19 protein-coding genes are annotated in these 23,733 nt (G+C 73.7%); 11 read left to right on the forward strand and 8 right to left on the reverse strand.

What is annotated here, in order from left to right; all coding sequences use genetic code 11:
• Positions 1-3: 3 nt before the first annotated feature.
• Positions 4-945, reverse strand: coding sequence for an NAD-dependent epimerase/dehydratase family protein (locus BX286_RS06480; protein ID WP_121014710.1), 942 nt, complete (start codon positions 943-945; stop codon positions 4-6).
• 418 nt (positions 946-1,363) lie between these two features.
• Here BX286_RS06480 and BX286_RS06485 point away from each other — a divergent pair, with 418 nt between their 5' ends.
• On the forward strand, positions 1,364-3,751 hold the full coding sequence (locus tag BX286_RS06485) for an excinuclease ABC subunit UvrA (protein WP_121014711.1): 2,388 nt from the start codon (positions 1,364-1,366) through the stop codon (positions 3,749-3,751).
• Positions 3,752-3,799: 48 nt separating this feature from the next.
• Here the strand turns inward: BX286_RS06485 and recQ are convergent, their stop codons facing one another.
• Positions 3,800-5,839, reverse strand: a complete 2,040-nt coding sequence (recQ, locus tag BX286_RS06490) for a DNA helicase RecQ (RefSeq protein WP_121014712.1) — start codon at positions 5,837-5,839, stop codon at positions 3,800-3,802.
• Positions 5,840-5,931: 92 nt separating this feature from the next.
• A complete protein-coding gene (locus BX286_RS06495; protein WP_100865225.1) occupies positions 5,932-6,342 on the reverse strand; it encodes a Fur family transcriptional regulator in 411 nt (136 codons plus the stop codon).
• Positions 6,343-6,493: 151 nt separating this feature from the next.
• Between BX286_RS06495 and katG the strand changes: the two genes are divergently transcribed.
• Entirely contained in the window at positions 6,494-8,692 is a 2,199-nt protein-coding gene (gene katG / locus BX286_RS06500) for a catalase/peroxidase HPI (RefSeq protein WP_079424572.1), read from the forward strand.
• A 107-nt stretch (positions 8,693-8,799) separates the two neighbouring features.
• On the opposite strand, the gene BX286_RS06505 is transcribed toward katG, so the two are convergent.
• Positions 8,800-9,081 carry a metal-sensitive transcriptional regulator gene (locus BX286_RS06505; RefSeq protein WP_045947249.1) on the reverse strand — a complete coding sequence of 94 codons (282 nt, stop codon included), beginning with the start codon at positions 9,079-9,081 and terminating at the stop codon, positions 8,800-8,802.
• 87 nt (positions 9,082-9,168) lie between these two features.
• Positions 9,169-10,134 (reverse strand): hypothetical protein, encoded by a 966-nt coding sequence (locus BX286_RS06510; protein WP_121014713.1) that lies wholly within the window; start codon positions 10,132-10,134, stop codon positions 9,169-9,171.
• 177 nt (positions 10,135-10,311) lie between these two features.
• Between BX286_RS06510 and BX286_RS06515 the strand changes: the two genes are divergently transcribed.
• The 9 genes from BX286_RS06515 (at position 10,312) to BX286_RS06555 (ending at position 18,219) form a co-directional block, all read left to right on the forward strand.
• On the forward strand, positions 10,312-10,599 hold the full coding sequence (locus tag BX286_RS06515; RefSeq protein WP_079424575.1) for a cation transporter: 288 nt from the start codon (positions 10,312-10,314) through the stop codon (positions 10,597-10,599).
• A gap of 94 nt (positions 10,600-10,693) precedes the next feature.
• Positions 10,694-12,961 carry a cation-translocating P-type ATPase gene (locus BX286_RS06520; RefSeq protein WP_121014714.1) on the forward strand — a complete coding sequence of 756 codons (2,268 nt, stop codon included), beginning with the start codon at positions 10,694-10,696 and terminating at the stop codon, positions 12,959-12,961.
• Between the two features lie 9 nt (positions 12,962-12,970).
• Positions 12,971-13,252: a metal-sensitive transcriptional regulator gene (locus BX286_RS06525; RefSeq protein ID WP_079424579.1), complete on the forward strand. Its 282-nt coding sequence runs from the start codon at positions 12,971-12,973 to the stop codon at positions 13,250-13,252.
• A 168-nt stretch (positions 13,253-13,420) separates the two neighbouring features.
• On the forward strand, positions 13,421-13,816 hold the full coding sequence (locus BX286_RS06530) for a BlaI/MecI/CopY family transcriptional regulator (protein ID WP_079424580.1): 396 nt from the start codon (positions 13,421-13,423) through the stop codon (positions 13,814-13,816).
• Complete coding sequence (locus BX286_RS06535; RefSeq protein ID WP_079424582.1) at positions 13,813-14,721, forward strand: M56 family metallopeptidase; 909 nt, start codon at positions 13,813-13,815, stop codon at positions 14,719-14,721. Before BX286_RS06530 ends, BX286_RS06535 begins: the two co-directional genes overlap by 4 nt.
• A 129-nt stretch (positions 14,722-14,850) precedes the next feature.
• Positions 14,851-15,330, forward strand: coding sequence for a GNAT family N-acetyltransferase (locus BX286_RS06540; protein WP_079424584.1), 480 nt, complete (start codon positions 14,851-14,853; stop codon positions 15,328-15,330).
• 178 nt (positions 15,331-15,508) lie between these two features.
• Complete coding sequence (locus BX286_RS06545) at positions 15,509-16,414, forward strand: cyclopropane-fatty-acyl-phospholipid synthase family protein (protein ID WP_079424585.1); 906 nt, start codon at positions 15,509-15,511, stop codon at positions 16,412-16,414.
• Between the two features lie 105 nt (positions 16,415-16,519).
• Complete coding sequence (locus tag BX286_RS06550; protein WP_261993374.1) at positions 16,520-16,963, forward strand: Fur family transcriptional regulator; 444 nt, start codon at positions 16,520-16,522, stop codon at positions 16,961-16,963.
• 203 nt (positions 16,964-17,166) lie between these two features.
• Positions 17,167-18,219, forward strand: coding sequence for a helix-turn-helix transcriptional regulator (locus BX286_RS06555; protein WP_237292656.1), 1,053 nt, complete (start codon positions 17,167-17,169; stop codon positions 18,217-18,219).
• 333 nt (positions 18,220-18,552) lie between these two features.
• On the opposite strand, the gene mshA is transcribed toward BX286_RS06555, so the two are convergent.
• The 3 genes from mshA to BX286_RS06570 all read right to left on the reverse strand — a co-directional run bounded on the left by mshA (position 18,553) and on the right by BX286_RS06570 (position 23,694).
• On the reverse strand, positions 18,553-19,875 hold the full coding sequence (gene mshA / locus BX286_RS06560; RefSeq protein ID WP_121017589.1) for a D-inositol-3-phosphate glycosyltransferase: 1,323 nt from the start codon (positions 19,873-19,875) through the stop codon (positions 18,553-18,555).
• Positions 19,876-20,058: 183 nt separating this feature from the next.
• Positions 20,059-21,633, reverse strand: a complete 1,575-nt coding sequence (locus BX286_RS06565) for a class I tRNA ligase family protein (protein WP_079424587.1) — start codon at positions 21,631-21,633, stop codon at positions 20,059-20,061.
• A 255-nt stretch (positions 21,634-21,888) separates the two neighbouring features.
• Positions 21,889-23,694, reverse strand: a complete 1,806-nt coding sequence (locus BX286_RS06570; protein ID WP_100865218.1) for an asparagine synthetase B — start codon at positions 23,692-23,694, stop codon at positions 21,889-21,891.
• Positions 23,695-23,733: the final 39 nt, after the last annotated feature.

The raw sequence follows: 23,733 nt of genomic DNA on the forward strand, positions 1-23,733 counted from the left end.
CCGTCACCCGGTGGTGGCCAGGCGTTCGCGCCACCAGTCCACCGTCGCCTTGACCTGCTGGTCCAGGGGGGTGGCCCGGGCCGCGAACGCGGTCTCGTAGGCACTGGAGTCGACCACGAACGGGCGGTCGAACTGGTAGCGGGTCTCCTTCAGTTCGCGCAGCAGCGGGGAGAACAGCCCGCCCAGGGCCAGCGCCAGGGGCGGAACGGCGCGCACGGCGACCGGTCCGGTGCCCGCCTGGGCGGCGAGCCGGGCGACCATCTCCCGTACGGACAGCGCGGGTTCGGTCGGGACGTGCCAGGCCCGGCCCCAGGCCCGCTCGTCGCCCGCGACCTCCACCAGGGCGCGGGCCACGTCGGGGAGGTAGGTCCAGCTGTGCGGGGCGTCCGGGTCGCCGAGCGTGGAGACGGGCTTGCCGCGCAGCAGCGGCGGCATGACCCGCGCCGCGAGGTGCCCGCCGTCGGTGACGCCGGGTCCGAAGAAGTCGGAGGCGCGGACCTCGACGGCCCTGATGCGGCCCTGCTGGTGCAGGTCCCGCGCCCGCTCCCAGACGGCGGCGCGCACCCGTCCCTTGGTACCGGTCGCCGCGAGGGGCAGCTCCTCGGTCAGGGGGCCGTCCACGGGCCCGTACCCGTAGAGGTTGCCGAGCATGACCAGGACCGCTCCGGTCTCCTCGGCGGCCGTACAGAGCGAGGAGGCCAGCGCCGGCCACTCCGCCGCCCAGCGGTGGTAGGGCGGTGCGGCGCAGCTGTAGACGGCGGCCGCGCCCCGTACCGCCTCGGTGAGCCGCCCGCTGTCCTTCGCGTCCAGCGCGACGTGCTCGATCCCGGGCTCCGGGCTGCGGCCCGAGGTGGTGACGACCTTCACCGTGCGTCCCTGCTCGACGAGCAGCCGGGCGGTGGCGGCGCCGGCGGGTCCGAAACCTATGACGACATGAGAGTTCACGTACGCACACTAGCGCGAGCCCTCGGGCGGGCGGCTCCGACGCCCTCCGCCAGGTCGGCCGAAACCCCCACCCTTACCGGAAGTACGCGCAGCGGTCATCCCGCGGTGTTCCGGACCCCCGGTCACGGGGCCGTTGCCGGCTTCCCGATCGCCAGTCCGTACGCACGGGCGGCACCGCCCTTCCCTCCGGCCGCCCGCCCTCGCGCCCGGGAGGCCCCGTTGCCCGCGCACCCTCCCGTCCGCAGGAGCCGCACGATTGGCCGGAACCCTGCGACCGCGGCGCGAAGGACCGCCCGGCCCTGCCCCGTGTCCGGACCGGTCACGTTCGGAGAAGCGGGAGCCCTGGGCCCTCGCGTAGCGTGGAACGGCCGGGGCGCCGAGGGACGCCCGCCGCGGCCGCGCCGACGAGGGAGAGACGATGAGCAGGGGCACGACGAACGACCGGTCGCCCGTACCGCACGCCGCCGACAGCCACGACATGATCCGTGTACACGGCGCGCGCGAGAACAACCTCAGGGACGTCAGCGTAGAGATCCCCAAGCGGCGGCTGACGGTGTTCACCGGGGTGTCCGGGTCGGGCAAGAGTTCGCTCGTGTTCGACACGGTCGCCGCGGAGTCCCAGCGGCTGATCAACGAGACGTACAGCGCCTTCGTCCAGGGCTTCATGCCCGCGGCCGCCCGCCCCGACGTGGACGTGCTGGACGGGCTGACGACGGTGATCGCCGTGGACCAGCAGCGGATGGGCGGCGACCCCCGCTCCACGGTCGGCACCGCCACCGACGCCAACGCGATGCTGCGGATCCTCTTCAGCCGGCTCGGCGACCCGCACATCGGCTCCCCCAAGGCCTACTCCTTCAACGTGGCCTCGATCAGCGGCGCGGGCGCGGTCACCCTGGAGCGCGGCGGTCAGACGGTCAAGGAGCGGCGCGAGTTCAGCATCACCGGCGGCATGTGCCCGCGCTGCGAGGGCCGGGGCACGGTCACCGACCTGGACCTCGCCCAGCTCTTCGACGAGTCCAAGTCCCTGAACGAGGGGGCGCTCACCATCCCCGGCTACAAGCCGGGCGGCTGGAACTACCGGCTCTACAGCGAGTCGGGCCTCTTCGACCCGGACAAGCCGATCCGCTCGTTCACGAAGAAGCAGCTCGCCGACTTCCTCCACCGCGAGCCGGTCCGGATGAAGATCGCCGGGATCAACATGACGTACGAGGGGCTGATCCCGCGGATCCGCAAGTCGATGCTCGCCAAGGACAAGGAGGCGATGCAGCCGCACATCCGGGAGTTCGTGGAGCGTGCGGTCACCTTCACCACCTGTCCCGACTGCGGGGGGACGCGGCTCAGCGAGGGCGCGAGGTCGTCGAAGATCAAGGGGATCAGCATCGCGGACGCCTGTGCGATGCAGATCAGCGACCTGGCCAAGTGGGTGAGCGGTCTGGACGAGCCCTCGGTGGCGCCGCTGCTGGCGACGCTGCGGCACACGCTGGACTCGTTCGTGGAGATCGGGCTGGGGTACCTGGCGCTGGACCGGGCGGCGGGCACGCTCTCGGGCGGGGAGGCGCAGCGGGTCAAGATGATCCGCCACCTCGGCTCGGCGCTCACCGACGTCACGTACGTCTTCGACGAGCCCACCACCGGTCTGCACCCGCATGACATCGAGCGGATGAACGGCCTGCTGCTGCGGCTGCGCGACAAGGGCAACACGGTGCTGGTCGTGGAGCACAAGCCGGAGGTGATCGCGATCGCCGACCACATCGTCGACCTCGGGCCCGGCGCGGGGGCGGCGGGCGGCACGGTGTGCTTCGAGGGCGGGGTGGAGGGGCTGCGGGCCAGCGGCACGGTGACCGGGCGGCACTTCGACGACCGGGCCGCCCTCAAGGGGTCGCTGCGCGAGCCGTCGGGTGTGCTGGAGATCCGCGGGGCGTCGGCGCACAACCTGCGCGGGGTCGACGTGGACGTGCCGCTGGGGGTGCTCACGGTGGTCACGGGGGTGGCCGGCTCGGGCAAGAGCTCGCTGATCCACGGCTCTGTCCCGGCCTCGACGGGGGTGGTGTCGGTGGACCAGACGCCGATCCGCGGTTCGCGGCGGAGCAACCCGGCGACCTATACGGGGCTGCTCGAGCCGGTCCGCAAGGCGTTCGCCAAGGCCAACGGGGTCAAGCCGGCCCTGTTCAGCGCCAATTCGGAGGGGGCCTGCCCGACCTGCAACGGTGCCGGGGTCGTCTACACCGACCTGGCGATGATGGCCGGGGTGGCCACCACCTGCGAGGACTGCGAGGGCAAGCGGTTCGACGCGTCGGTGCTGGAGTACCGGCTCGGCGGCCGGGACATCAGCGAGGTGCTGGAGATGCCGGTGGCGCAGGCGGAGGAGTTCTTCGGCTCGGGCGAGGCGCGGACCCCGGCGGCGCACCGGATCCTGGAGCGGCTGGTGGACGTCGGGCTGGGCTACCTGACCCTCGGCCAGCCGCTGACCACGCTGTCGGGCGGAGAGCGGCAGCGGCTGAAGCTGGCCACGCACATGGGTGAGAAGGGCGGGATCTACGTCCTGGACGAGCCGACCGCGGGCCTCCACCTGGCGGACGTGGAGCACCTTCTGGGGTTGCTGGACCGGCTGGTGGACTCCGGCAAGTCGGTGATCGTGATCGAGCACCACCAGGCGGTCATGGCGCACGCCGACTGGATCATCGACCTCGGTCCGGGCGCCGGCCACGACGGCGGGCGGATCGTCTTCGAGGGCACGCCGGCCGAGCTGGTGGCCGCCCGCTCCACGCTGACGGGCGAACACCTGGCGGCGTACGTCGGGGCCTGACGGGCCCGGGGCGGTGAGGCGGCCCCGCGGGGCCGCCTCACCCGGCGGTCAGCGCCAGTCGTCCCACGGAGGGTCGATCTCCTCCGGGTCGAAGGGCGGTTCCTCCTCGAAGGGGGGTTCCTCCGGGGCGGCTTGCGGCGCGGCCCGGCGGGGTGCGGCGGGCTCCAGCCCCGTGAGCGGCGCGGCGACGGGAGCCGGTGCGGCGGTGGCCACGGCCCCGTCGGCCCGGCATGCGGCCAGGGCGTCGAGGAGGCCGTCGGCGTACTTGGCGCGCTTGGCCTCGCCGACGCCGCCGATCCCCGCCAGTTCCTCGACGCTGGCGGGCAGCCGCGTCGCGATCTCCCGCAGTGTGGCGTCGTGGAAGACGACGTACGCCGGGACGCCCTGTTCGCGGGCGGTGGCGGCCCGCCAGGCGCGCAGGGCCTCGAAGACCGGGACGGCGGCGGCCGGGAGGTCGACGGGGACGCGGGCGGCCTTGCCGGAGCGGGAGCCGCCCTCCTTGCGGGCGGCGGCCGGGGCCTTCTTCTCCTTGCGCATCTGGACGGTGCGGCGCCCGCCCAGCACCTCGCCGCTGGCATCGGTGAGGACGAGGGTGCCGTAGTCGCCCTCGACGGCCAGCAGCCGCAGCGCCAGCAGCCGGCGTACGACCCCGCGCCACTCGGAGGTGGTGAGGTCGGCGCCGACGCCGAACACCGAGAGGGCGTCGTGGTCGAACTGGATGACCTTGGCGGTCTTCTTGCCCTGGAGGATGTCGATGATCTGGCCGGCGCCGAACTTCTGGCGCCGTTCCTTGGCCAGCCGCCACACCGTGGACAGCAGCTTCTGGGCCGCGACCGTGCCGTCCCAGGACTCGGCGGGCGTCAGGCAGGTGTCGCAGTTGCCGCAGGGCGCGCCCTGCTGGCCGAAGTACTCCAGCAGCCGGGCCCGGCGGCAGTCGACCGTCTCGCAGAGGGCGAGCATGGCGTCGAGGTGCATGCCGAGGGAGCGGCGGTGGGCGTCGTCGCCCTCGGAGCCGTCGATGAGCTTGCGCTGCTGGACCACGTCCTGGAGGCCGTAGGCGAGCCAGGCGGTGGCGGGTTCGCCGTCGCGGCCGGCGCGGCCGGTCTCCTGGTAGTAGCCCTCGACGGACTTGGGCAGGTCGAGGTGGGCGACGAAGCGCACGTCGGGCTTGTCGATGCCCATGCCGAAGGCGATCGTGGCGACGACCACGACCCCGTCCTCGCGCAGGAACCGGGCCTGGTTCGCGGCACGCGCGCGGGCGTCCATGCCGGCGTGGTACGGGACGGCGTCGATGCCCTGTTCCCTCAGGAAGGCGGCGGTCTTCTCCACGGAGGAGCGGGAGAGGCAGTAGACGACGCCGGCGTCCCCGTCGTGCTCGGTGCGGATCAGCTCCAGGAGCTGCCGGGCCGGGTTGTCCTTGGGGACGATGCGGTACTGGATGTTGGGCCGGTCGAAGCTGGCGACGAAGTGCCTGGCGTCCTGCAGGCCGAGCCGGGCGGCGATCTCGGCGTGGGTGGCCTCGGTGGCCGTGGCGGTCAGGGCGATCCGCGGGACCTTGTGCCAGCGCTCGTGCAGCATGGACAGCGCGAGGTAGTCGGGGCGGAAGTCGTGGCCCCACTGGGCGACGCAGTGCGCCTCGTCGATGGCGAACAGGGAGACCTTGCCCCGGTCGAGCAGGCGCTGGGTCCCCTCGGTGCGCAGCCGCTCGGGGGCCAGGTAGAGCAGGTCCAGCTCGTCGGCGAGGAAGGCCTGCTCGACGGCCTGCCGCTCGTAGGGGTCCTGCGTGGAGTTGAGGAACCCGGCCCGGACCCCGAGGGCGGTCAGCGCGTCCACCTGGTCCTGCATCAGCGCGATCAGCGGGGAGATCACGATGCCGGTGCCCTCTCTGACGAGCGCCGGGATCTGGTAGCAGAGCGACTTGCCTCCGCCGGTGGGCATCAGGACGAGGGCGTCGCCGCCGCCGATCAGCTGCTCGATGATCTCCTGCTGCTCACCGCGGAAGGAGCTGTAACCGAAGACGCGGTGGAGCACCCGCAAGGCGTCGGAGACCTCGTCTGAGATCTGGGGGGAAGCGTCCGAAAGGGCCATCCGAGAAGCCTAGCGGCACCCTGGGACACTCCCGTCCCGTCGGCCGGGCCCTGTGGACGACCGGTACGACCACTCACCGTGAGGGGAGGTGATCAGGCGCAGGACGGACAGAGGCCGCGGTAGGTGACCTCGACCCTGGACACCGTGAATCCCATGCGCTCCGATTCCGGGAATCCGGCCAGCGGGTCCCCGGCCGGGTGGACGTCGCGGATCGTCCCGCAGCCGGAGCAGACCAGGTGCTGGTGCGGCCGGCGCGCGTTGGGGTCGTAGCGTTTGGCGCGCCCGTCCGTGGAGACCTCCGCGACCTCGCCGAGGGCGACCAGCTCCCCCAGGGCGTTGTAGACGGTCGCCCGGGAGATCTCGGGCAGCCGCGCGGCCGCGCGGGCGTGGACCTCGTCCGCGGTGAGGTGCACGTGGTCCCCGTCCAGGACCTCGGCGACGACGCGGCGCTGCGCGGTCATCCGCCAGCCGCGGCTTCGAAGTCGTTCCAGCAGGTCACTCATAGGTCACCCATTCCTGGGGAAGCGTACTCTGGCGTGCTTCTTGACTTGGAATCCGTCCATCGTAGGATCGGATCTGCCGATAGCCAAGGGACAGGAAAACACTCCAGCGATTTCCGTGCACCGCGACACCCCCCGGTGCGGAAGGATTCCCATGTCTGAGAAGCAAACCGAAGGCTGCCCCGTCGCCCACGGTCGCGCCGCGCACCCGACCCAGGGCGGCGGAAACCGCCAGTGGTGGCCGGATTCGCTCAACCTGAAGATCCTCGCGAAGAACCCCGCCGTGGCGAACCCACTGGGCGAGGAGTTCGACTACGCCGAGGCGTTCAAGACCCTCGACCTCCCCGCGGTCAAGCAGGACATCGCGGAGGTCCTGACGACCTCGCAGGACTGGTGGCCCGCCGACTTCGGCCACTACGGCCCCTTCATGGTCCGGATGGCCTGGCACAGCGCGGGCACCTACCGGATCAGCGACGGCCGCGGCGGTGCCGGGGCCGGCCAGCAGCGGTTCGCGCCCCTCAACAGCTGGCCGGACAACGGCAACCTGGACAAGGCCCGCCGCCTGCTGTGGCCGGTGAAGAAGAAGTACGGGCGCAGCCTCTCGTGGGCCGACCTGATGATCCTGGCGGGCAACGTCGCCCTGGAGACGATGGGCTTCAAGACCTTCGGCTTCGGCGGCGGGCGCGCGGACGTCTGGGAGCCCGACGAGGACGTGTACTGGGGCCCGGAGACCACCTGGCTCGGCGACCAGCGCTACACCGGCGACCGCGAGCTGGAGGACCCGCTGGGCGCGGTGCAGATGGGCCTGATCTACGTGAACCCGGAGGGCCCGAACGGCACCCCGGACCCGATCGCCGCCGCGCGCGACATACGTGAAACGTTTCATCGGATGGCGATGAACGACGAGGAAACGGTTGCCCTGATCGCGGGCGGCCACACCTTCGGCAAGACCCACGGCGCGGGCCCGGCGGAGAGCGTCGGCGAGGCCCCGGAGGGCGCCCCGATGTCGGCGCAGGGCCTGGGCTGGGCGAATGCGCACGGCACCGGCAAGGGCGGGGACACGATCACCAGCGGTCTCGAGGGCATCTGGACCGACACCCCGACCACCTGGGACAACAGCTTCTTCGACATCCTCTTCGGCTACGAGTGGGAGCTGTTCAAGAGCCCGGCCGGCGCCCACCAGTGGCGGCCGAAGGACGGGGCCGGGGCGGGCACCGTGCCCGATGCGCACGACCCGTCCAAGACGCACGCCCCGACGATGCTGACCACCGACCTGTCGCTGCGCTTCGACCCGGTCTACGAGCCGATCGCGCGCCGTTTCCAGGCCGACCCGGACGCGTTCGCGGACGCCTTCGCCCGCGCCTGGTACAAGCTGACCCACCGCGACATGGGCCCCGTCGTCCGCTACCTGGGCCCGGAGGTGCCGGCCGAGCAGCTGCTGTGGCAGGACCCGCTGCCGGCCCGGACGTACGAGCCCGTCGGCGCAGCCGAGATCGCCGACCTCAAGGCCCGCGTGCTGGCCTCGGACCTGTCGGTGTCCGACCTGGTGTCCGTCGCCTGGGCGGCCGCCTCCTCCTTCCGCGGCAGCGACAAGCGCGGCGGTGCCAACGGCGGGCGCATCCGCCTCCAGCCCCAGATCGGCTGGGAGGTCAACGAGCCCGACCGGCTGGCCGCGGTGCTGCGCACCCTGGAGGGGATCCGGCGCTCCTTCAACGAGGGCCGCTCGGACGGCCGGCAGGTCTCGGTGGCCGACCTGGTGGTGCTCGCGGGCGGCGCGGCCGTCGAGAAGGCCGCGAAGGACGCGGGCTTCGACGTCGAGGTGCCCTTCAGCCCGGGCCGGGTGGACGCCTCGCAGGAGCAGACGGACGTGGAGTCCTTCGCCGCGCTGGAGCCGGCGGCCGACGGCTTCCGCAACTACCTGGGCAAGGGCAACCGGCTGCCGGCCGAGTACCTGCTGCTCGACAAGGCGAACCTGCTGACGCTGAGCGCGCCCGAGATGACGGTCCTCGTCGGCGGCCTGCGCGTCCTCGGCGCGAACCACGGGCAGTCCTCGCTGGGCGTCCTCACGGACACCCCCGGGACGCTGACCAACGACTTCTTCGTCAACCTGCTCGACCTGGGCACGACGTGGACGGCGGTCTCCGAGGACGAGACCTCATTCGAGGGCCGTGACGCCTCCACGGGCGCGGTCAGGTGGACGGGCAGCCGGGCGGACCTGGTCTTCGGGTCCAACTCCGAGCTGCGCGCCCTGGCGGAGGTCTACGCGAGCGACGACGCGAAGGAGAAGTTCGTCAAGGACTTCGTCGCGGCGTGGGCCAAGGTGATGGACCTGGACCGCTTCGACCTCGTCTGACCCGTCCTCCGCGCCTTCGGCGCACCACGTCCGGGCCGGCCCCCTCGGGGGGCCGGCCCGGATGCGTGTGCGCGGCGGGCGGGCGCCCGGCACCGGGGCGCGCCGCCTCAGGCGCGGACCAGGCGGGCGATGGCCCGCGAGGCCTCCTCCACCTTGCCGCGGGCCTGGTCCCCGCCTTCGGCGATGGCGTCGGCGACGCAGGAGTGCAGGTGGTCCTCCATCATGGTCAGCCCGAAGGACTGCAGGGCCTTGGTGGCGGCGCTGACCTGGGTGAGCACGTCGATGCAGTACGTCCCCTCCTCGACCATGCGCTGGAGGCCGCGCACCTGGCCTTCGATGCGGCGCAGCCGCTTGAGGACGTCGTCCTTGTGGGAGGTGTAACCGGGCACGGCGATCGCTTCCCTTCATCGGGCCTTCTTTACCCCTGGGGGGTATGTCGACAACGAGGACGGGCCGCGGGATGTTCCGCCGGGCGGTCAGTGTGAGTGACCGCCCGGCTCCTCCCCGGCCGGCTGCGCGGGCTGCGGGGCGGGAGCGGCGGCCGGGCCGTCGCCGCCCGCCCGGACGGTGAAGGCCGCGGTGCGGACCTTGCCCTGGTGCTGGAAGTCCAGGAAGAGCCGGTAGGTGCCGGCGCTGGGCGCCGTGGCGGTGAAGGAGACGTCGGGGCCGGGGCCGCCCTCGTTGGGGTGGACGTGCAGGTAGGCGAGGTCGCCGTCGCGCAGGGCGACGAGGTGTCCGTACGCCCCGAGGTAGGGCTCCAGGTCGGTGACGGGCCTGCCGTCCTTGCTGACGGTGAGCTTGAGCTCGCCGGGCTTGCCGGGCTGGAGGGTCCCGCCGAGGGCGACCTGGTAGCCGTCCACCTCCGCGGTGGGCGAGGCCGGGGGCATCGGGTTCGGCGCGTAGGCCCCGGGGACGGTGAGGTCGGCGCCCAGGGTGACGTTCTTCGCGTCCCCGGCGGACGGGGCGAAGTCGGCGAAGGCCTTGTAGGCGCCCGCGGCGGGCAGGTCCACCGGGGTGGACCAGGTGCCGTCCCCGGCGCGCACCGGGTGGAGGTGGCGGAAGACCGTCAGGTCGCGCGAGGCGACGATGAAGTGCAGCTCCTTGCCGTGTTCGGTCTTGTAGCCGGTGACCTTGCGCCCGGAGGCGTCCTTGACCGAGAACCTGAGCTCGCCCTGGCCCGGGGCCACCACCGGGGTGTCCAGGCTCAGCGTGTAGCCGGCGTCGGAGACCTGGAGGCCGCCGGCCGCCGGGCCCTGGGCGGCGGCCTGGCCGTGGCCGCCGTGCCCGCCCTCCGCGGGCGCCTTCGCCTGGGCGGCGTGGGCCGCGTGCCCGCCCTTGGCCGGCTCCCCCACAGGGCCGACGCCCGCCCCGACGCCGTAGGCGGCGCCGAAGGCCGCCGCGAGTGCGGCGGCGAAGGCGGTGATCTTCACTCCGGTGTTCATGCCTGGTCTCCCGTACGACGTAGGTGCCGCGTACAGCGGTTCAATGGATCTCCACCATACCCCCAGGGGGTATCAAGTCAAGCGCGGGAAACTCTTGCGGATAGATACCTCGGGGGGGTATATCTGGAGTCAGCCCGGATACCCCCAGAGGGTATCTGCACGATCAAGGAGAAGCCCATGTCTTCCTGCTGTTCCCCCGATGGCGCCTGCGCCTCCAACGGTGAGACCACGACCACCGTCGCCGTCGTCGACAGCACCGCCACCGTCTACCGCGTGTCCGGCATGAGCTGCGGACACTGCCGGACCGCCATCACCGCGTCCGTCGGCGCGCTCGCCGGGGTCCTCTCGGTGGACGTGGACGTGGACGGCGGCGTGGTCACCGTGACCACCGCCGGCGACCCGGACGACGCCGCGATCGCCGCGGCGGTGGACGACGCCGGCTACGAGCTCACCGGCCGGGCCTGACACCCGCCCCGACAACGACCCACCCGGACGCCGGGGCCCGTCCTTCCCCCCGGGCCCCGGCACCGGCCCCGCGCTCGAACGAGGAGCAGCACTCATGACCACCATCACCCCCGGCGCCGCCCAGGTCGAGCTCGCCATCGGCGGCATGACCTGCGCCTCGTGCGCGGCACGCATCGAGAAGAAGCTCAACCGCATGGACGGCGTCGAGGCGACCGTCAACTACGCCACCGAGAAGGCGAAGGTCACCTTCGACGCCGACGCGGCCATCTCCGTCGCGGACCTGATCGCCACCGTCGAGGCCACCGGATACACCGCGCACGAGCCCGCGCCGCCCCGTTCCTCCGCCCCGTCCGGCGCCGGGGAGGAGCCGCCGGCCGAGGCCGACGAACTGGCCCCGCTGCGCCAGCGGCTGACCACCGCCGTCGTCCTCGCGGTGCCCGTCATCGCGATGGCGATGATCCCGGCGCTGCAGATCGACTTCTGGCAGTGGCTCTCGCTGACCCTGGCCGCACCCGTGGTCACCTACGCCGCCTGGCCCTTCCACCGCGCCGCCTGGACCAACGCCAAGCACGGCGCGGCCACCATGGACACCCTGATCTCGGTCGGCACGATCGCCGCGTTCCTGTGGTCGCTGTGGGCCCTGTTCTTCGGCACCGCCGGCACCCCCGGCATGAGGCACGCCTTCGAGTTCACCATCGCCCGCAGCGACGGCGCGGGGAACATCTACCTGGAGGCGGCGGCCGGCGTCACCACCTTCATCCTGGCCGGCCGCTACTTCGAGGCGAAGTCCAAGCGCAAGGCCGGCGCCGCCCTCAAGGCGCTGCTGGAGCTGGGCGCCAAGGAGGTCACCGTGCTGCGCGGCGGCCACGAGGTGACCGTGCCGACGGCCGACCTCCAGGTCGGCGACCGCTTCCTGGTCCGACCGGGCGAGAAGATCGCCACCGACGGCACCGTCGTCGAGGGCTCCTCCGCCGTCGACGCCTCGATGCTGACCGGCGAGTCCGTCCCCGTCGAGGTCTCCGTCGGCGACTCCGTCACCGGGGCGACCCTCAACGCCGGCGGCCGCCTGGTCGTCGAGGCCACCCGGGTCGGCTCCGACACCCAGCTCTCCCGCATGGCCCGGCTGGTCGAGGACGCGCAGAACGGCAAGGCCGCCGCCCAGCGGCTCGCCGACAAGATCTCCGCCGTGTTCGTCCCGGTCGTCATCGCCATCGCGCTGGCCACCCTCGGCTTCTGGCTCGGCACCGGATCCGGCCTCTCCGCCGCCTTCACCGCCGCCGTCGCCGTCCTGATCATCGCCTGCCCCTGCGCCCTGGGCCTGGCCACCCCGACCGCCCTCCTGGTCGGCACCGGCCGCGGCGCCCAGCTCGGGATCCTGATCAAGGGGCCCGAGGTGCTGGAGTCCACCCGCAAGGTCGACACCATCGTCCTGGACAAGACCGGCACCGTCACCACCGGCCAGATGACCCTGCTGCACGTGCACACCGCCGAGGGCACCGACGAGACCGAGGTCCTGCGCCTGGCCGGAGCCCTGGAGCACGCCTCCGAGCACCCCATCGCCCAGGCCGTCGCGGCCGGCGCCGCCGCCCGCGTCGGGTCCCTGCCCGCCCCCGAGGACTTCGCCAACATCCCGGGCCTCGGCGTCCAGGGCGTCGTCGAGGGCCACGCCGTCCTCGTCGGCCGCGGCAAGCTGCTCGCCGAGTGGGCGATGGAGCTGCCCCCGCACCTGGAGCGGGCCAAGTCCGAGGCCGAGTCGGCGGGCCGCACCGCCATCGCGGTGGCCTGGGACGGCGAGGCGCGCGCGGTGCTGGAGGTCGCGGACGCCGTCAAGGACACCAGCGCCGAGGCGATCCGCCGGCTGCGCGCCCTGGGCCTGACCCCGATCCTGCTGACCGGCGACAACAAGGCCGTCGCCGAGACGGTGGCCCGCGAGGTGGGCATCGACGAGGTGATCGCCGAGGTCATGCCGCAGGACAAGGTGGACGTGGTCAAGCGCCTGCAGGCCGAGGGCCGCAGCGTCGCGATGGTCGGCGACGGGGTCAACGACGCCGCCGCCCTCGCCCAGGCCGACCTGGGCCTGGCCATGGGCACCGGCACCGACGCCGCCATCGAGGCCGGCGACCTGACGCTGGTACGGGGCGACCTGCGGGCCGCGGCCGACGCCATCCGGCTGGCCCGCAAGACGCTCGGCACGATCCGCTCGAACCTGTTCTGGGCCTTCGCCTACAACGTGGCCGCCCTGCCGCTCGCCGCGGCCGGACTGCTCAACCCGATGATCGCCGGAGCGGCCATGGCCTTCTCCTCGGTCTTCGTCGTCGGCAACAGCCTGCGTCTGCGCGGCTTCAGGGCCGCCGCCAACTGAGGAGCCCCCGTGGCCGGTTACGCACCACACAAGGAAGACGTCATCCGGCGGCTGCGGCGGATCGAGGGCCAGGTCCGCGGCGTCCAGCGGATGGTCGCCGAGGACGTCTACTGCATCGACGTGCTCACCCAGGTGTCCGCGATCAACGCCGCGCTCCAGTCCTGCGCGGTGACCCTGCTCGACGAGCACCTCGGCTGCTGCGTCACCGAGGCCATCGCCCAGGGCGGGGACCAGGCGAAGGCCAAGGTCGGCGAGGCGAGCAAGGCCATCGCCCGGCTGATCCGCGCGTAGCCCGGCGGCCGCAGGGCCCCCGCAGCCCCTCCACACGAAGGACCGTGTGGAGGGGCTCGCGGCGTTCCGGCGCCCCGCCGCCCGGGGCCTCGTGTACCGGGCGGGGGTATGCCCCCACCGGAAGGGCGCGCCGTACGATGAGCCGCTGCCGAGGGGAGGGCGACGAGCATGCGCGTACGCCGGCTGGGAGAGCTGGAAGCCGAGATCATGGACCGGGTGTGGCTGTGGGAACGGCCCGCGTCCGTCCGCGAGATCGTCGACGACATCAACCGGGGGCGCAAGGTCGCCTACACCACCGTCATGACCGTGGCCGACATCCTGCACCGCAAGGGCTGGCTCAGCCGCGAGAAGTCGGGCCGGGCCTGGATGTACCAGGCGGTGCGCAGCCGCGAGGAGTACACCGCGGCGCTCATGCAGGACGCGCTCGGCGACAGCCAGGACCGCCGGGCCACGCTGCTGCGGTTCGTGGAGCGGATGTCCCACGAGGACGTGGAGGCGCTGGACGAGGCCCTGCGCGCCGCCCGCTCGGAACGCCCGTCCGGTGCGGGGGGCGAGGCCCTGTGAACCATCACGTACTGCCGCCGCTGGGGCTCGCGCTGGTCACCGGGCTGGTACTGCCGTGGATGCTGGTCCGTGCCGTGTGGGCGCAGCAGGCGCCCCGGCTGGGGCTGGCCGTGTGGATCGTGTGCGGCGCCCTGTTCGCGGGGTCGACGGCGATGCTGCCGGCGCAGCTGCTGCTGCCCGCACAGACCAGCCACCGGCTGGTCGACATGGCCCTGACCCTGGACCTGCCCTCCCCCGGCCGGCTGCTGGACGCGTCGCCGCGCGAGGCCCTTGCCGCGCTGGCCGCGCTCGCGGTGCTCGCGGTGCCCGGGACCGGTTTCGTGCGGGAGCTGGTGCGGGCGCGCAGGGCCCGTACCCGGCACGCCGAACTGCTGCGGCTGGTGGGCCGGTACGACCGGCGGCTGGGGGTGACCGTGCTGGAGGACCCGCGCCCGGCGGTGTACTGCCTGCCGGGGCGTTCGCGCCGGGTGGTGGTCTCGACGGGGGCCCTGGACGTGCTCTCGGAGCGGGAGCTGGCCGCCGCGCTCGCGCACGAACGGGCGCACATCGGCGGCCGCCACCACCTGATGGTGGCGGCGGCGGGGGCGTACGCGTCGGTGTTCCGCCGGCTGCCGCTGGCCCGGATCGGCGGGCGGACGGTGCCGCTGCTGCTGGAGATGGCCGCCGACGACCGGGCGCTGCGCGCCTGTTCGAGCGATGCGCTGGCCACGGCCCTGTACGCGCTGGCGACCGGGCACGCGCCGCACAAGGCGTTCGCGGCGGGCGGTCCGTCGGCGGCGGTGCGGATGCGGCGCATCCTGGGGCCGCGCCGGGCGGGGCGTCCGGTGCTGCGCGGGCTGTTCGCGGTGGGCCTCTCGGTGTCCGCCATCCTCCCGCTGATCGCGCTCTGTTGTTGGACCACTTGATAGGGATCATCCAACCCGGCTATTTACTAAGCCAATTCGTAGATTTCCCCCCGACCCCCGCCACTCGAATTGGCCGCTATTGTGGGCGCGTGCGGGCTCAGGACCGGTGCGGTGAGAGGTGGGGGATAGATGCTGCTGGCTGATGTGCGGACGGCAGCTCCGGGGGACGCCGCGGCGATTTCCCGGCTCCTCGCCGCGGCCATACGCGAGGACTACGGCAGCCTCCTCGGTGAAATGCGCGTCGGCCGGCTGGTGTCGGACCATTGCTCACTTCCGCGCATTCGAGCGGAAATTGGAATTCCCGGCGGGGCGCCCGCCTGGCTCGGCTGGCTGGTCGCCGCCGACGCGGACGGGAGCGTCGTCGGGGCCGTGTCGGGCGGTGTGCCCGTCACCGCCGAGGGCGAGCTCTACGCCCTGTGCACCGCCCCGGCCCGCCGCCGGCAGGGCGTCGGTTCGGCCCTGCTGGCGGCCGCCGGCGAGCGGATGCGGGTCCACGGGGCGCTGACCCAGCGGGTCACCCTGCCCGCCGAAGCGGCCCCGTCCCTGCCGTTCTTCGCCCGCCACGGGTTCACCGCGCTCTCCCCGGTCCGGCTGGGCCGCGCTCTCTGACGCCTGCGCCCCTCCCGCCACGGGACCGTGGCAGATCCACGCCATCGCGTGTTCACGCAGCCCGCAACGCTGGCCCCGGCACCCGCCCGCGGGACAGGATTTCCTCAGCGGCGCGGTCCCCCGGCGGCACGGGAGCCACGCCCCGGACGGCTGGACCGAGCGAGCCCCTGGAGGAGCGATGCACACACCGAGCGGCACTTCCCTGCCCTTCACGCCGGTCGTGCCCGCAGCGTTCGCACCGGTCCGGCCGGCCGCCCCCGAGGACTCCCGGCCCCCGGCGCACGGAGGGTCCGCCGTGCTGCTCCCGGCGGACTGCCTGCCCGGTCTGGAGTCGGCCGCTCCGGCGGACGAGGACGCCGGCTGGCTGCACGACGCCCTGCTGGGCCCGCACAGCGCGGACATCGTCCGCTACCTCAGCCTCGCGCGCCGCTGCGGCGGCCCGGTCCTGGACCTGGGCTGCGGGGCCGGCCGCCTGGCGGTGCCGTTCGCCCGGCAGGGATTCCGCGTCGAGGCGGTGGACCGGGACGCGGCCAGCCTGGAGCGGCTGCGGTCCTGGGGCCGGCGGATCGGCCCCCAGGTCTCGCGGCTGCTGGTGACCACCCGGGCCGATCTGGCGGAACTGCGGCTGCGGGGGAGGTACCGGCTGGCCCTGCTGGCCGGGACGATGATCGCGGCCGTGCCGCCGCACGCCCGCCCCGCACTGCTGCGGGAGGTGGCGGGGCGGCTGGAGCCGGGCGGCGCCCTGGCCCTCGACTTCACCGCCCACGGGCTGCGCGGGCTGACCGAGGAGCCCCGGCGCACCTGGGCCTTCCAGGTGCCCCGGTTCGACGGGGTCGAGGAGTGGACGGTGGCCCGGCAGGTCTTCGACCTGGACGGGATGACCGAGCGGATCACCTACCACTCCGTGCGCACGGGCAAGGTGCGCACCGAGCGGGTGGTGCGGAGCACCGACAAGTGGATCGTCGACGCGGAGTGCCTCGCCGCCGAGCTGGACGCGGCGGGCCTGCGGGTGGAGCGGCGCCGCACCCACCGGCTGGACGGGAGGACCGAGAGCGTCCTGCTCGTCTGCCGGGCCGGGGGCTGACGGAGCCCGGCTCCCCTTTCCGCTCCTCCCGCTCGAGAAGGACTCGCAAGAGGTACGATGCTCCCAAAGTTTTGAGTCGACCAGATGGCGGATGGTGGCGCAGTGATGGCTGTCGTGGAGGAGTCGACCGGCCGCGAGGCGGTGATCCAGCGCCTCCGCGACGTGGGACTGCGGGTCACCGGGCCGCGCCTGGAGGTGCTGCAAGTCCTGGCGGCGGGCGGGCACATGGACGTCGAGTCCATCACGGCCGCCGCCCGCGAGCGGCTGGGGACCCTCACCAGCCAGGCCGTCTACGAGATGCTGCGGCACTTCCTGGAGACGGGCCTGGCGGCGAAGTTCGACCGTCCCGGCCTGCCCGCGGTCTTCGAGATCTCCGGTCCGCCCCACCAGCACGCGCTGTGCGTGCGCTGCGGCCGCGTGGAGAACGTGGAGGCCCAGGTTCCGGAGCCGCCGCGCGGCGCGCCGCTCACCGCCTGGCGCATGGACGGGGGCGCGGAGGTCGTCTTCAAGGGGCTGTGCCCCGACTGCCTGAACGCATCCCGGGACTGATCCCGCTCCCCCGCGCGCCCGTCTCCCCGCCACCCCGGGGGAGTTGGGCGCTCGCGCCGCTCCGGGCCCGCCGGAGGCGAAGGCCCGCACCTCAGAGGCGCGGAGTGACCCCCGTCACATCCGAAAGAGGGGGGCGGTGGGTCCCCCATCGGCATGTGCCAAAGTGTGACTGTCGATTCGTAAGACGAGGGGGTCGCTTCGCGATGGCAACGGGCGATGGCAGGGACGGCATCCAGTCGGCCGACAAGGTGCTGGCCCTCTATCAGGAGCTGCGCCTGCGCGGGGTGTCCAACCTGAACGACGCCTTCGAGGAGCTGGACCTCTCGCCCGAGGAGCGCGAGAAGTGGCGCGCGGAGCTGATCTCGCTCGGCCTCATCGTGCCGACCGGCACCACCCACGCCACCCGCGCCGACCTCCAGTCGGGCGAATGGCGGCCGGGTCCGGACGCGGTCGCGGCCGTCGACCCGGAGATCGCCCTGCTGCGGATGCTCCAGCGCGAGCGGGAGCGGCTGCGGGAGCACCTGGACGAGTCGGACCGGGCGTACAGCGCACTGGAGACGCTGGTCGGAAGGTTCCTGCGGCCCGGTGCGCTGAGCGGTTCCGAGGTCGAGGTGGAGATCCTCGACGACTACGGGCGGATCCAGCAGGTGCTGGAGGACATCACCGACGTCATCCGCCACGACCTGACGTCCATGCACGTGACCGCCCTGGTGCGGGAGGTCGCGGACCGGGTGCTCAGCCGGGACCGCCGGCAGATCGACAACGGGGTCCGCATCCGCGCCATCTACCACCAGCGGATCACCACGTCGCCGGAGGCGGTGGAAATGCTCCGGCGCCGGGTCGAGGCCGGTGTGGAGATCCGCCTCTCCCCCGCCGTCCCGATGAACATGATCATCGCGGACCAGCAGTTCGCCGTCCTGCCCGTGCACCCCGAGGACCGCTCGGCCGGGGCGATCCTGGCCCGCGGGCCGGCGCTCGTGCGCTCCTATCTGGCGCTCTACGAACACTGCTGGCACGCCGCCACCCCCTATGGCGACGACGTCGCGCCCGAACTCGGCGGTGACGGACTGTCCGAACAGCAGCGGGCGGCCCTGAAAATGCTGGCATCGGGAATGAAGGACGAAAAGGTCGCCCGGACCCTGGGGGTTTCCCTGCGGACGGTGAGCCGAATGCTGTCCGAGCTGATGCAGGAAATGGGGGCGTCCAGCCGGTTCGAAGCGGGAGTGCGCGCGCAGCGGCTCGGCTGGCTGGACTGAGCGGAATTACGCAAGAGCGGAAAAGAAAAACCCGCGACCGCCCGGAGGGGCGATCGCGGGGTGATGTCCGCCGGTCCGGCCGGTTGTTCAGTCCCAGCCGTTGCCGTTGTCGCGGAGCGTACAGAGCGGGCGGGTGGTGGCGGTGTGCGCAGCGGACATGATTCCTCCAGGAATTGCGAAACGTTGATTCGGTCTCCGTGGATCCGTGCCGCCGGTATTCCTTCGAAGACCTCTCCATTGTCGTACGGATTCCGGGGGCGGGCCAGTTCCCTATAGCGCACCTGAGGCGGATCTGAAGGAGTTCATACAGACGTTACGCTTGCGCACCTTTGGTCAGCTCAAAAGTGCTGCTAGGGTGGAATTCCGGCCTTCTCGGCCCTCCAGGGGAGAGGCGTCGGCGAGGCAGGAGCGTGCCGCCGCTCCTGCCTCACTCATGTCCGTGCCCGGTCGCGCCCCTTCCTCGCGCAGTACGTCCTCGTAGACCTCGAGGGTCCGGGCCGCCGCGCCGCGCCAGCTCATGTTCCGGGCGTGGACCAGCGCCGCCCGGCCCATCACCGCGGCCTCCCCCGGGTGTTCGGCGAACCACAGCAGTCTGCGGGCGTACTCCGCCGGATCGTTGCCGTGCACGAGCACCCCCGTCACCCCGTCCCGTACGGCGGTCGGCAGCCCGCCCACCGCGGAGGCCAGGACCGGGGTCCCGCACGCCTGCGCCTCCAGGGCGACCAGCCCGAAGGACTCGCTGCGCGAGGGCACCATCAGCACGTCCGCCGCCCGGTACCACAGCGCCAACTCCTGCTGCGGTACCGGCGGGTGGTGGCGCAGTACCTCCGAGACGCCCAGCTCGCGGGCGAGTCCCCAGGCCGCTCCGCGCGGCCCGGCGCCCGAGTTGCCGCCCACCACCGGGACGAGGGTCCGCCCGCGCAGGTGCGGGGCCCGCTCCAGCAGTGCGGCGACCGCCCGGACCATCACGTCGGGCCCCTTGAGGGGCTGGATGCGGCCCGCGTACAAGGGGATGAACGCATCGGCCGGCAGCCCGAGCCGGGCCCGCGCCGCCGCCCTCCCCCGGCCGGGGCCGAAGGTGGCCAGGTCCACGCCCGGCCGGACGATCCGGGTGCGGCGCGCGTCGGCCCCGTACAGCTCGCACAGCGCCCGTGCCTCGTCGCCGGTGTTGGCGATCAGCCGGTCCGCGGAGCCCACCACCTGGTGCTCGCCCCGGATCCGCAGCTCGGGCTCGGGGGCGTCCCCCTCGGCGAGGGCGGCGTTCTTGACCCGGGCCAGGGTGTGGGCGGTGTGCACGAACGGGATGCGCCAGCCGGCCGCCGCGATGCGGCCGGCCTGGCCGGAGAGCCAGTAGTGCGAGTGCACCAGGTGGTAGCGCCGTTCCTCCTTCAGCAGCGCCAGCGAGAAGGGCACCACCAGGGCGGGCATGTCCTCCTTGGACAGCGGCGCGCGCGGTCCGGCCTCCAGGTGCCGCACCCGGACCCCCGGCCCGACACCGGCCGGGTCGGGGTCCTCCTCCCCCCTGCACCGGGTGAACAGGTCCACCTCCACGCCCTGTTCGGCCAGGGCTCGGGAGAGCTGGACCATGTAGACGTTCATGCCGCCCGCGTCCCCGGTGCCGGGCTGGTGCAGCGGCGAGGTGTGGACGCTGAGCATGGCGACGCGCAGGGACACGTGGAACTCCAACGGGGAGAGGCCGCGCGTCCCGCGCCGCCGGTGACCGGCGCGCGGTCACGCGGCGAAGGAGGGTGGTCGTCTCACTGTGGTGCTGGTGGTGCTGGTGCTGGTGCTGCGGGGACGTACCGCCGTGTGGGGGGCGGCGGCACGGTGCGGGGCCGGTCAGAAGCCGAAGACCGGGCCCGAGGTCGGGGCCAGCCGGGTGCCCGGGGCGGGCGGGACGAGGACCGCGGCCGACACCGGACCGCCCGGCTCCACCTTGAGGGCGGCGGCCAGCCGGTCCGCGCCCTCCGGCATCACCGGCCGCGCCCAGGCACCGAGCGCCCGGGCCACGGCCAGCTGCGCGGCGAGGGCCGGGAGGTGGCGGCTGTCGGCCGTGGGCCGGTGCGCCTCGTGCGCGTTGACGTGGCCGAAGTCGGCCGCCGAGCGCACCATCTCGTCGAGCAGGGCGACGGCCCTGCGGGGGTCGAAGGACTCGGGCGAGTACGCCTCCCGCAGGTCCTCCACCCCGCGCAGCAGCCGCCGTTCCAGCACCTCCCAGCCGGCGCCGCCGGGCAGGGCCGCCGGGGCCAGCCCGGCGCACTCCTCGCGGACGGCCGCGAACAGCCTGGCCAGCCAGCTGTTCCAGCTCTCGTCGAGCTCCCGGCGCGCGGCGGCCAGCCGCTCGGGCCGGAACTCCGTGCGCCGGCCCAGCGGCCGGGCCTGCAGGACGTGCCGGCGCAGCGTGTCGGAACCGTACTCGGTGATCAGGTCCAGGGCCCAGGCCTTCTGGCCGGAGCCCCAGACCAGGGCCTCGTCGTCCAGGACGTACGCCTCGTTGACGCAGAAGTGCTGCGGCAGCTTCACGCCCTGGGCGAAGAGCAGGACCGGCAGCAGGACCGCGTGGCAGAAGGCGTGGCCGAAGCCGCAGAAGTGGATGGCCCGTTCGGGCAGCGCCTGGTCCCCGTAGCCGAACAGGTGCATCGCGGCGGCCTCGAAGCAGCCGTCGATCCGGTGCTCGGGGAAGCCGTCGACCGGGACGGGCAGCCCCCACTCGGCGGGGTGGGCGACCGCGATGTCGGGCAGGCCGTCCTCGACGAGGGATTCGCAGAGCGCGGCCAGCCGCGGCGGCAGGCCCGTGCCGGCCCAGTAGTCGGCGAGGGCGTCCCGGTGCGGCTCCAGCGGGACGTAGAGCCGGCGGCAGCGCCGGGGCACGGCCGCGGAGCCGCACTGGGCGCAGCGGGGCTCCAGCAGGTCGCCGCCGTCGTTGGGGCGGGCGCACTCGTGGCACATGCCGCCTTCGCTGGAGGCGGAGCAGTGCGGGCAGGTGCCGGTGACGTGGGCGCCGTGGAGCCAGCGCTCGCAGGACTCGCAGTACGGGGTGAGGCGGGTGCGGGCGGCGATGACGCCCTCGGAGTGCAGGCGCCGGAAGAGGTCCGCGAGCCAGCGTCCGTACCCCTTGTCCTGGCGGGGGCGCACGACGTGGTCGAACTCCACGCCCGAGCGCAGCCAGTCCGAGGTGATGGCGGCCCGGTACCCCTCCGCCACCTCCTCCGGTTTGCGGCCCGCGCGCAGGGCGCGGGCGTGTACGGAGCTGTTGTGGTCGGCGGTGCCCGTGGTGAACAGGACGGGTTCGCCCTCGGCCCTCAGGTAGCGCGACAGGACGTCCGCCGCGACGTAGGGGCCCGCGAGGTGTCCGACGTGCAGTTCGCCGTGGGTGGCCGGCGGGGTCGCGGTGATCCATACGGGGGTGCTCATGGGACCTCCTTGACGTTGTGGTGCGCAGTACGCAGCGGGGCTTGGCACGGGCTGAGCGCTCGGGGCGGCGGGCCGCTGCCCGGCCGCCGGGCAGCCCGGGGTGCCGTTCCAGCGTGACAGAGAAACGAACCGCCCGGTCTGGTATCCGGGTGCGCGTTCACGCCGTTGCGTGGATACGCCAGGAGGTACCGGCCGGTCGGCCGGGTGGTCCGGGGGCCCGGGGCGGGCGCCACCACCCGTGTCCCGCGCGGCCGTTCAGGCGGCGCAGTCGAGCGGGACGCGCAGGGAGCGGACCACCTCGGTCCACAGTTCGTGCGAGGCCAGCGCCCACAGCGCGAGCGCGTCGCCCTCCGAGGGGCGTTCCAGCTGGCGCGCCAGCAGGGCCCGGACCCGTTCGGGACGGACCCGCCCGGCCCGTGCCAGCCGCTGCGGGGACAGCAGTTCGCGTACGGGGTCCAGCAGGGGCCCGCCGGGCGCGATCAGGGCGGCGACGGGCAGGGCGGACGGCTGCCGGGCGCGCAGGGCCACGGCCTTGGGCAGCAGCTCCCGCGCGGCCTCGCGCAGCGCCCGCCGGTCGTGCGGGCCGCTGGGTGCGAGCGCGCGGGCGCGGGCGGCGACGGCGGGGCGGCAGAACGGCATCCTGGCCTCGACGGCCCAGGCCATCCCCAGGTGGTCGGCCCGGCGCAGGGGTCCGGCGGGCAGCCGCCAGCGGGTCTCGAAGGCGGTGACGGCGGCGGGGCGGTCACCGTCCGGGCAGGAGCGCAGCTCCCGCTCCACGCGGTCGGCGGCCGACCCCTCGTCGGCGAGGTAGGCGCGGTAGGCGGGCGTGTACAGCCACTCGCGGAGCGGGCGGGGCGCGGCGCCCAGCGCGTCGGTGTAGGAGGCGGCCCAGTCCGGGCCGGTGTGGGCCGAGGACGCGGCGTGCAGCCGGGCGGGCCCGCCGAACAGCTCGTCGGCGCCGTCCCCGGTCAGGGCGACGGTGTATCCGGCCTGCCGGGCGGCGCGGAAGAGGGCGTAGGCGACGAGGGCGGCGGGGTCGGCGTCGGGCTGTCCCAGGTGGCGGGTGGTCCGGGTGAGCAGCGAGGGCAGTTCGGCCGGGTCCAGGGCGACCTCGTGGTGGACGGTGCGGGTGTGCCGGGCGACCTGGCGGGCCCGGCTGTGCTCGGCGCCGGGCCACCGGCCGCGCAGGGCGAGGTGGAAGGTGTGCGGGGCGGGCGCCCCGGCCTCGCGGGCGTACTCGGCGGCCAGCGCCGTGACGAGTCCGGAGGCGAGCCCCCCGCTGGTGAGGGTGCACACCGGCACGTCGGCCCGTGCCAGGCGCCGCACCTCGCGGCGCAACAGGTCCGCCACGTCCCCGCCGGCCCCCTCGGGGGCCTCCTGTTCCCCGGGGGGTCTGCGCCGTACGACGGGCGCCCGGCCGGGCCGTACGACGGCGGTGGCGCCGGGCGGCAGCAGCCCGACGCCCTCCAGCGCGGTGCGGGCGGAGACGGGGGTGCGCAGGCACAGGACGGTGTCGAGGCTGTCCTCGCGCGGGCCGGTCCGCACCCCGTCGAAGGCCAGCAGCGCGGGGATCTCCGAGGCGAAGCGGAACGTGCCGTCCGTGCCCTGGTGGTAGTGGAGGGTCTTGATCCCCAGCGGGTCGACGGCGAGGACCAGCCGGGGCTCCGCGCGCAGGTCGAGGACCGCGACGGCGAACATCCCGTCGAGGCGCCGTGCGAAGTCGGGGCCGTGTTCCGCGTACAGCGCGGGCAGCAGGGTGCCGTCGCACCGGTCGGGGAACCGGTGGCCGCGGGCGGCGAGTTCGCGCCGCAGGGCGGTGTGGTTGTGGATCTGCCCGTTCAGCACGGCCGTGATGCCCGGAAGGTGCGCGAGCCGGTACGGCTGGCTCCCGCCGCGCGGCTCGGTCACGGCGAGCCGGTCGCAGCCGAGCGCCCAGCCGGGCCCGCGCAGCACACGGTGCTCGTCGGGGCCGCCGTGCCGCTGCCGGGCCGAGACGGCGGCGAGTTCGGCCGGGTCCGGGTGGGCCGGCGCGGGCGAGAGGGAGCCGAAGATCCTGCACATGACGGACGCCTCCGCTTCCCACGCGTGCGCGTGGTTCCT

This window comes from Streptomyces sp. 3211.6 (assembly GCF_003634815.1).
GTDB classification, from domain to species: Bacteria; Actinomycetota; Actinomycetes; order Streptomycetales; family Streptomycetaceae; genus Streptomyces; species Streptomyces katrae_A.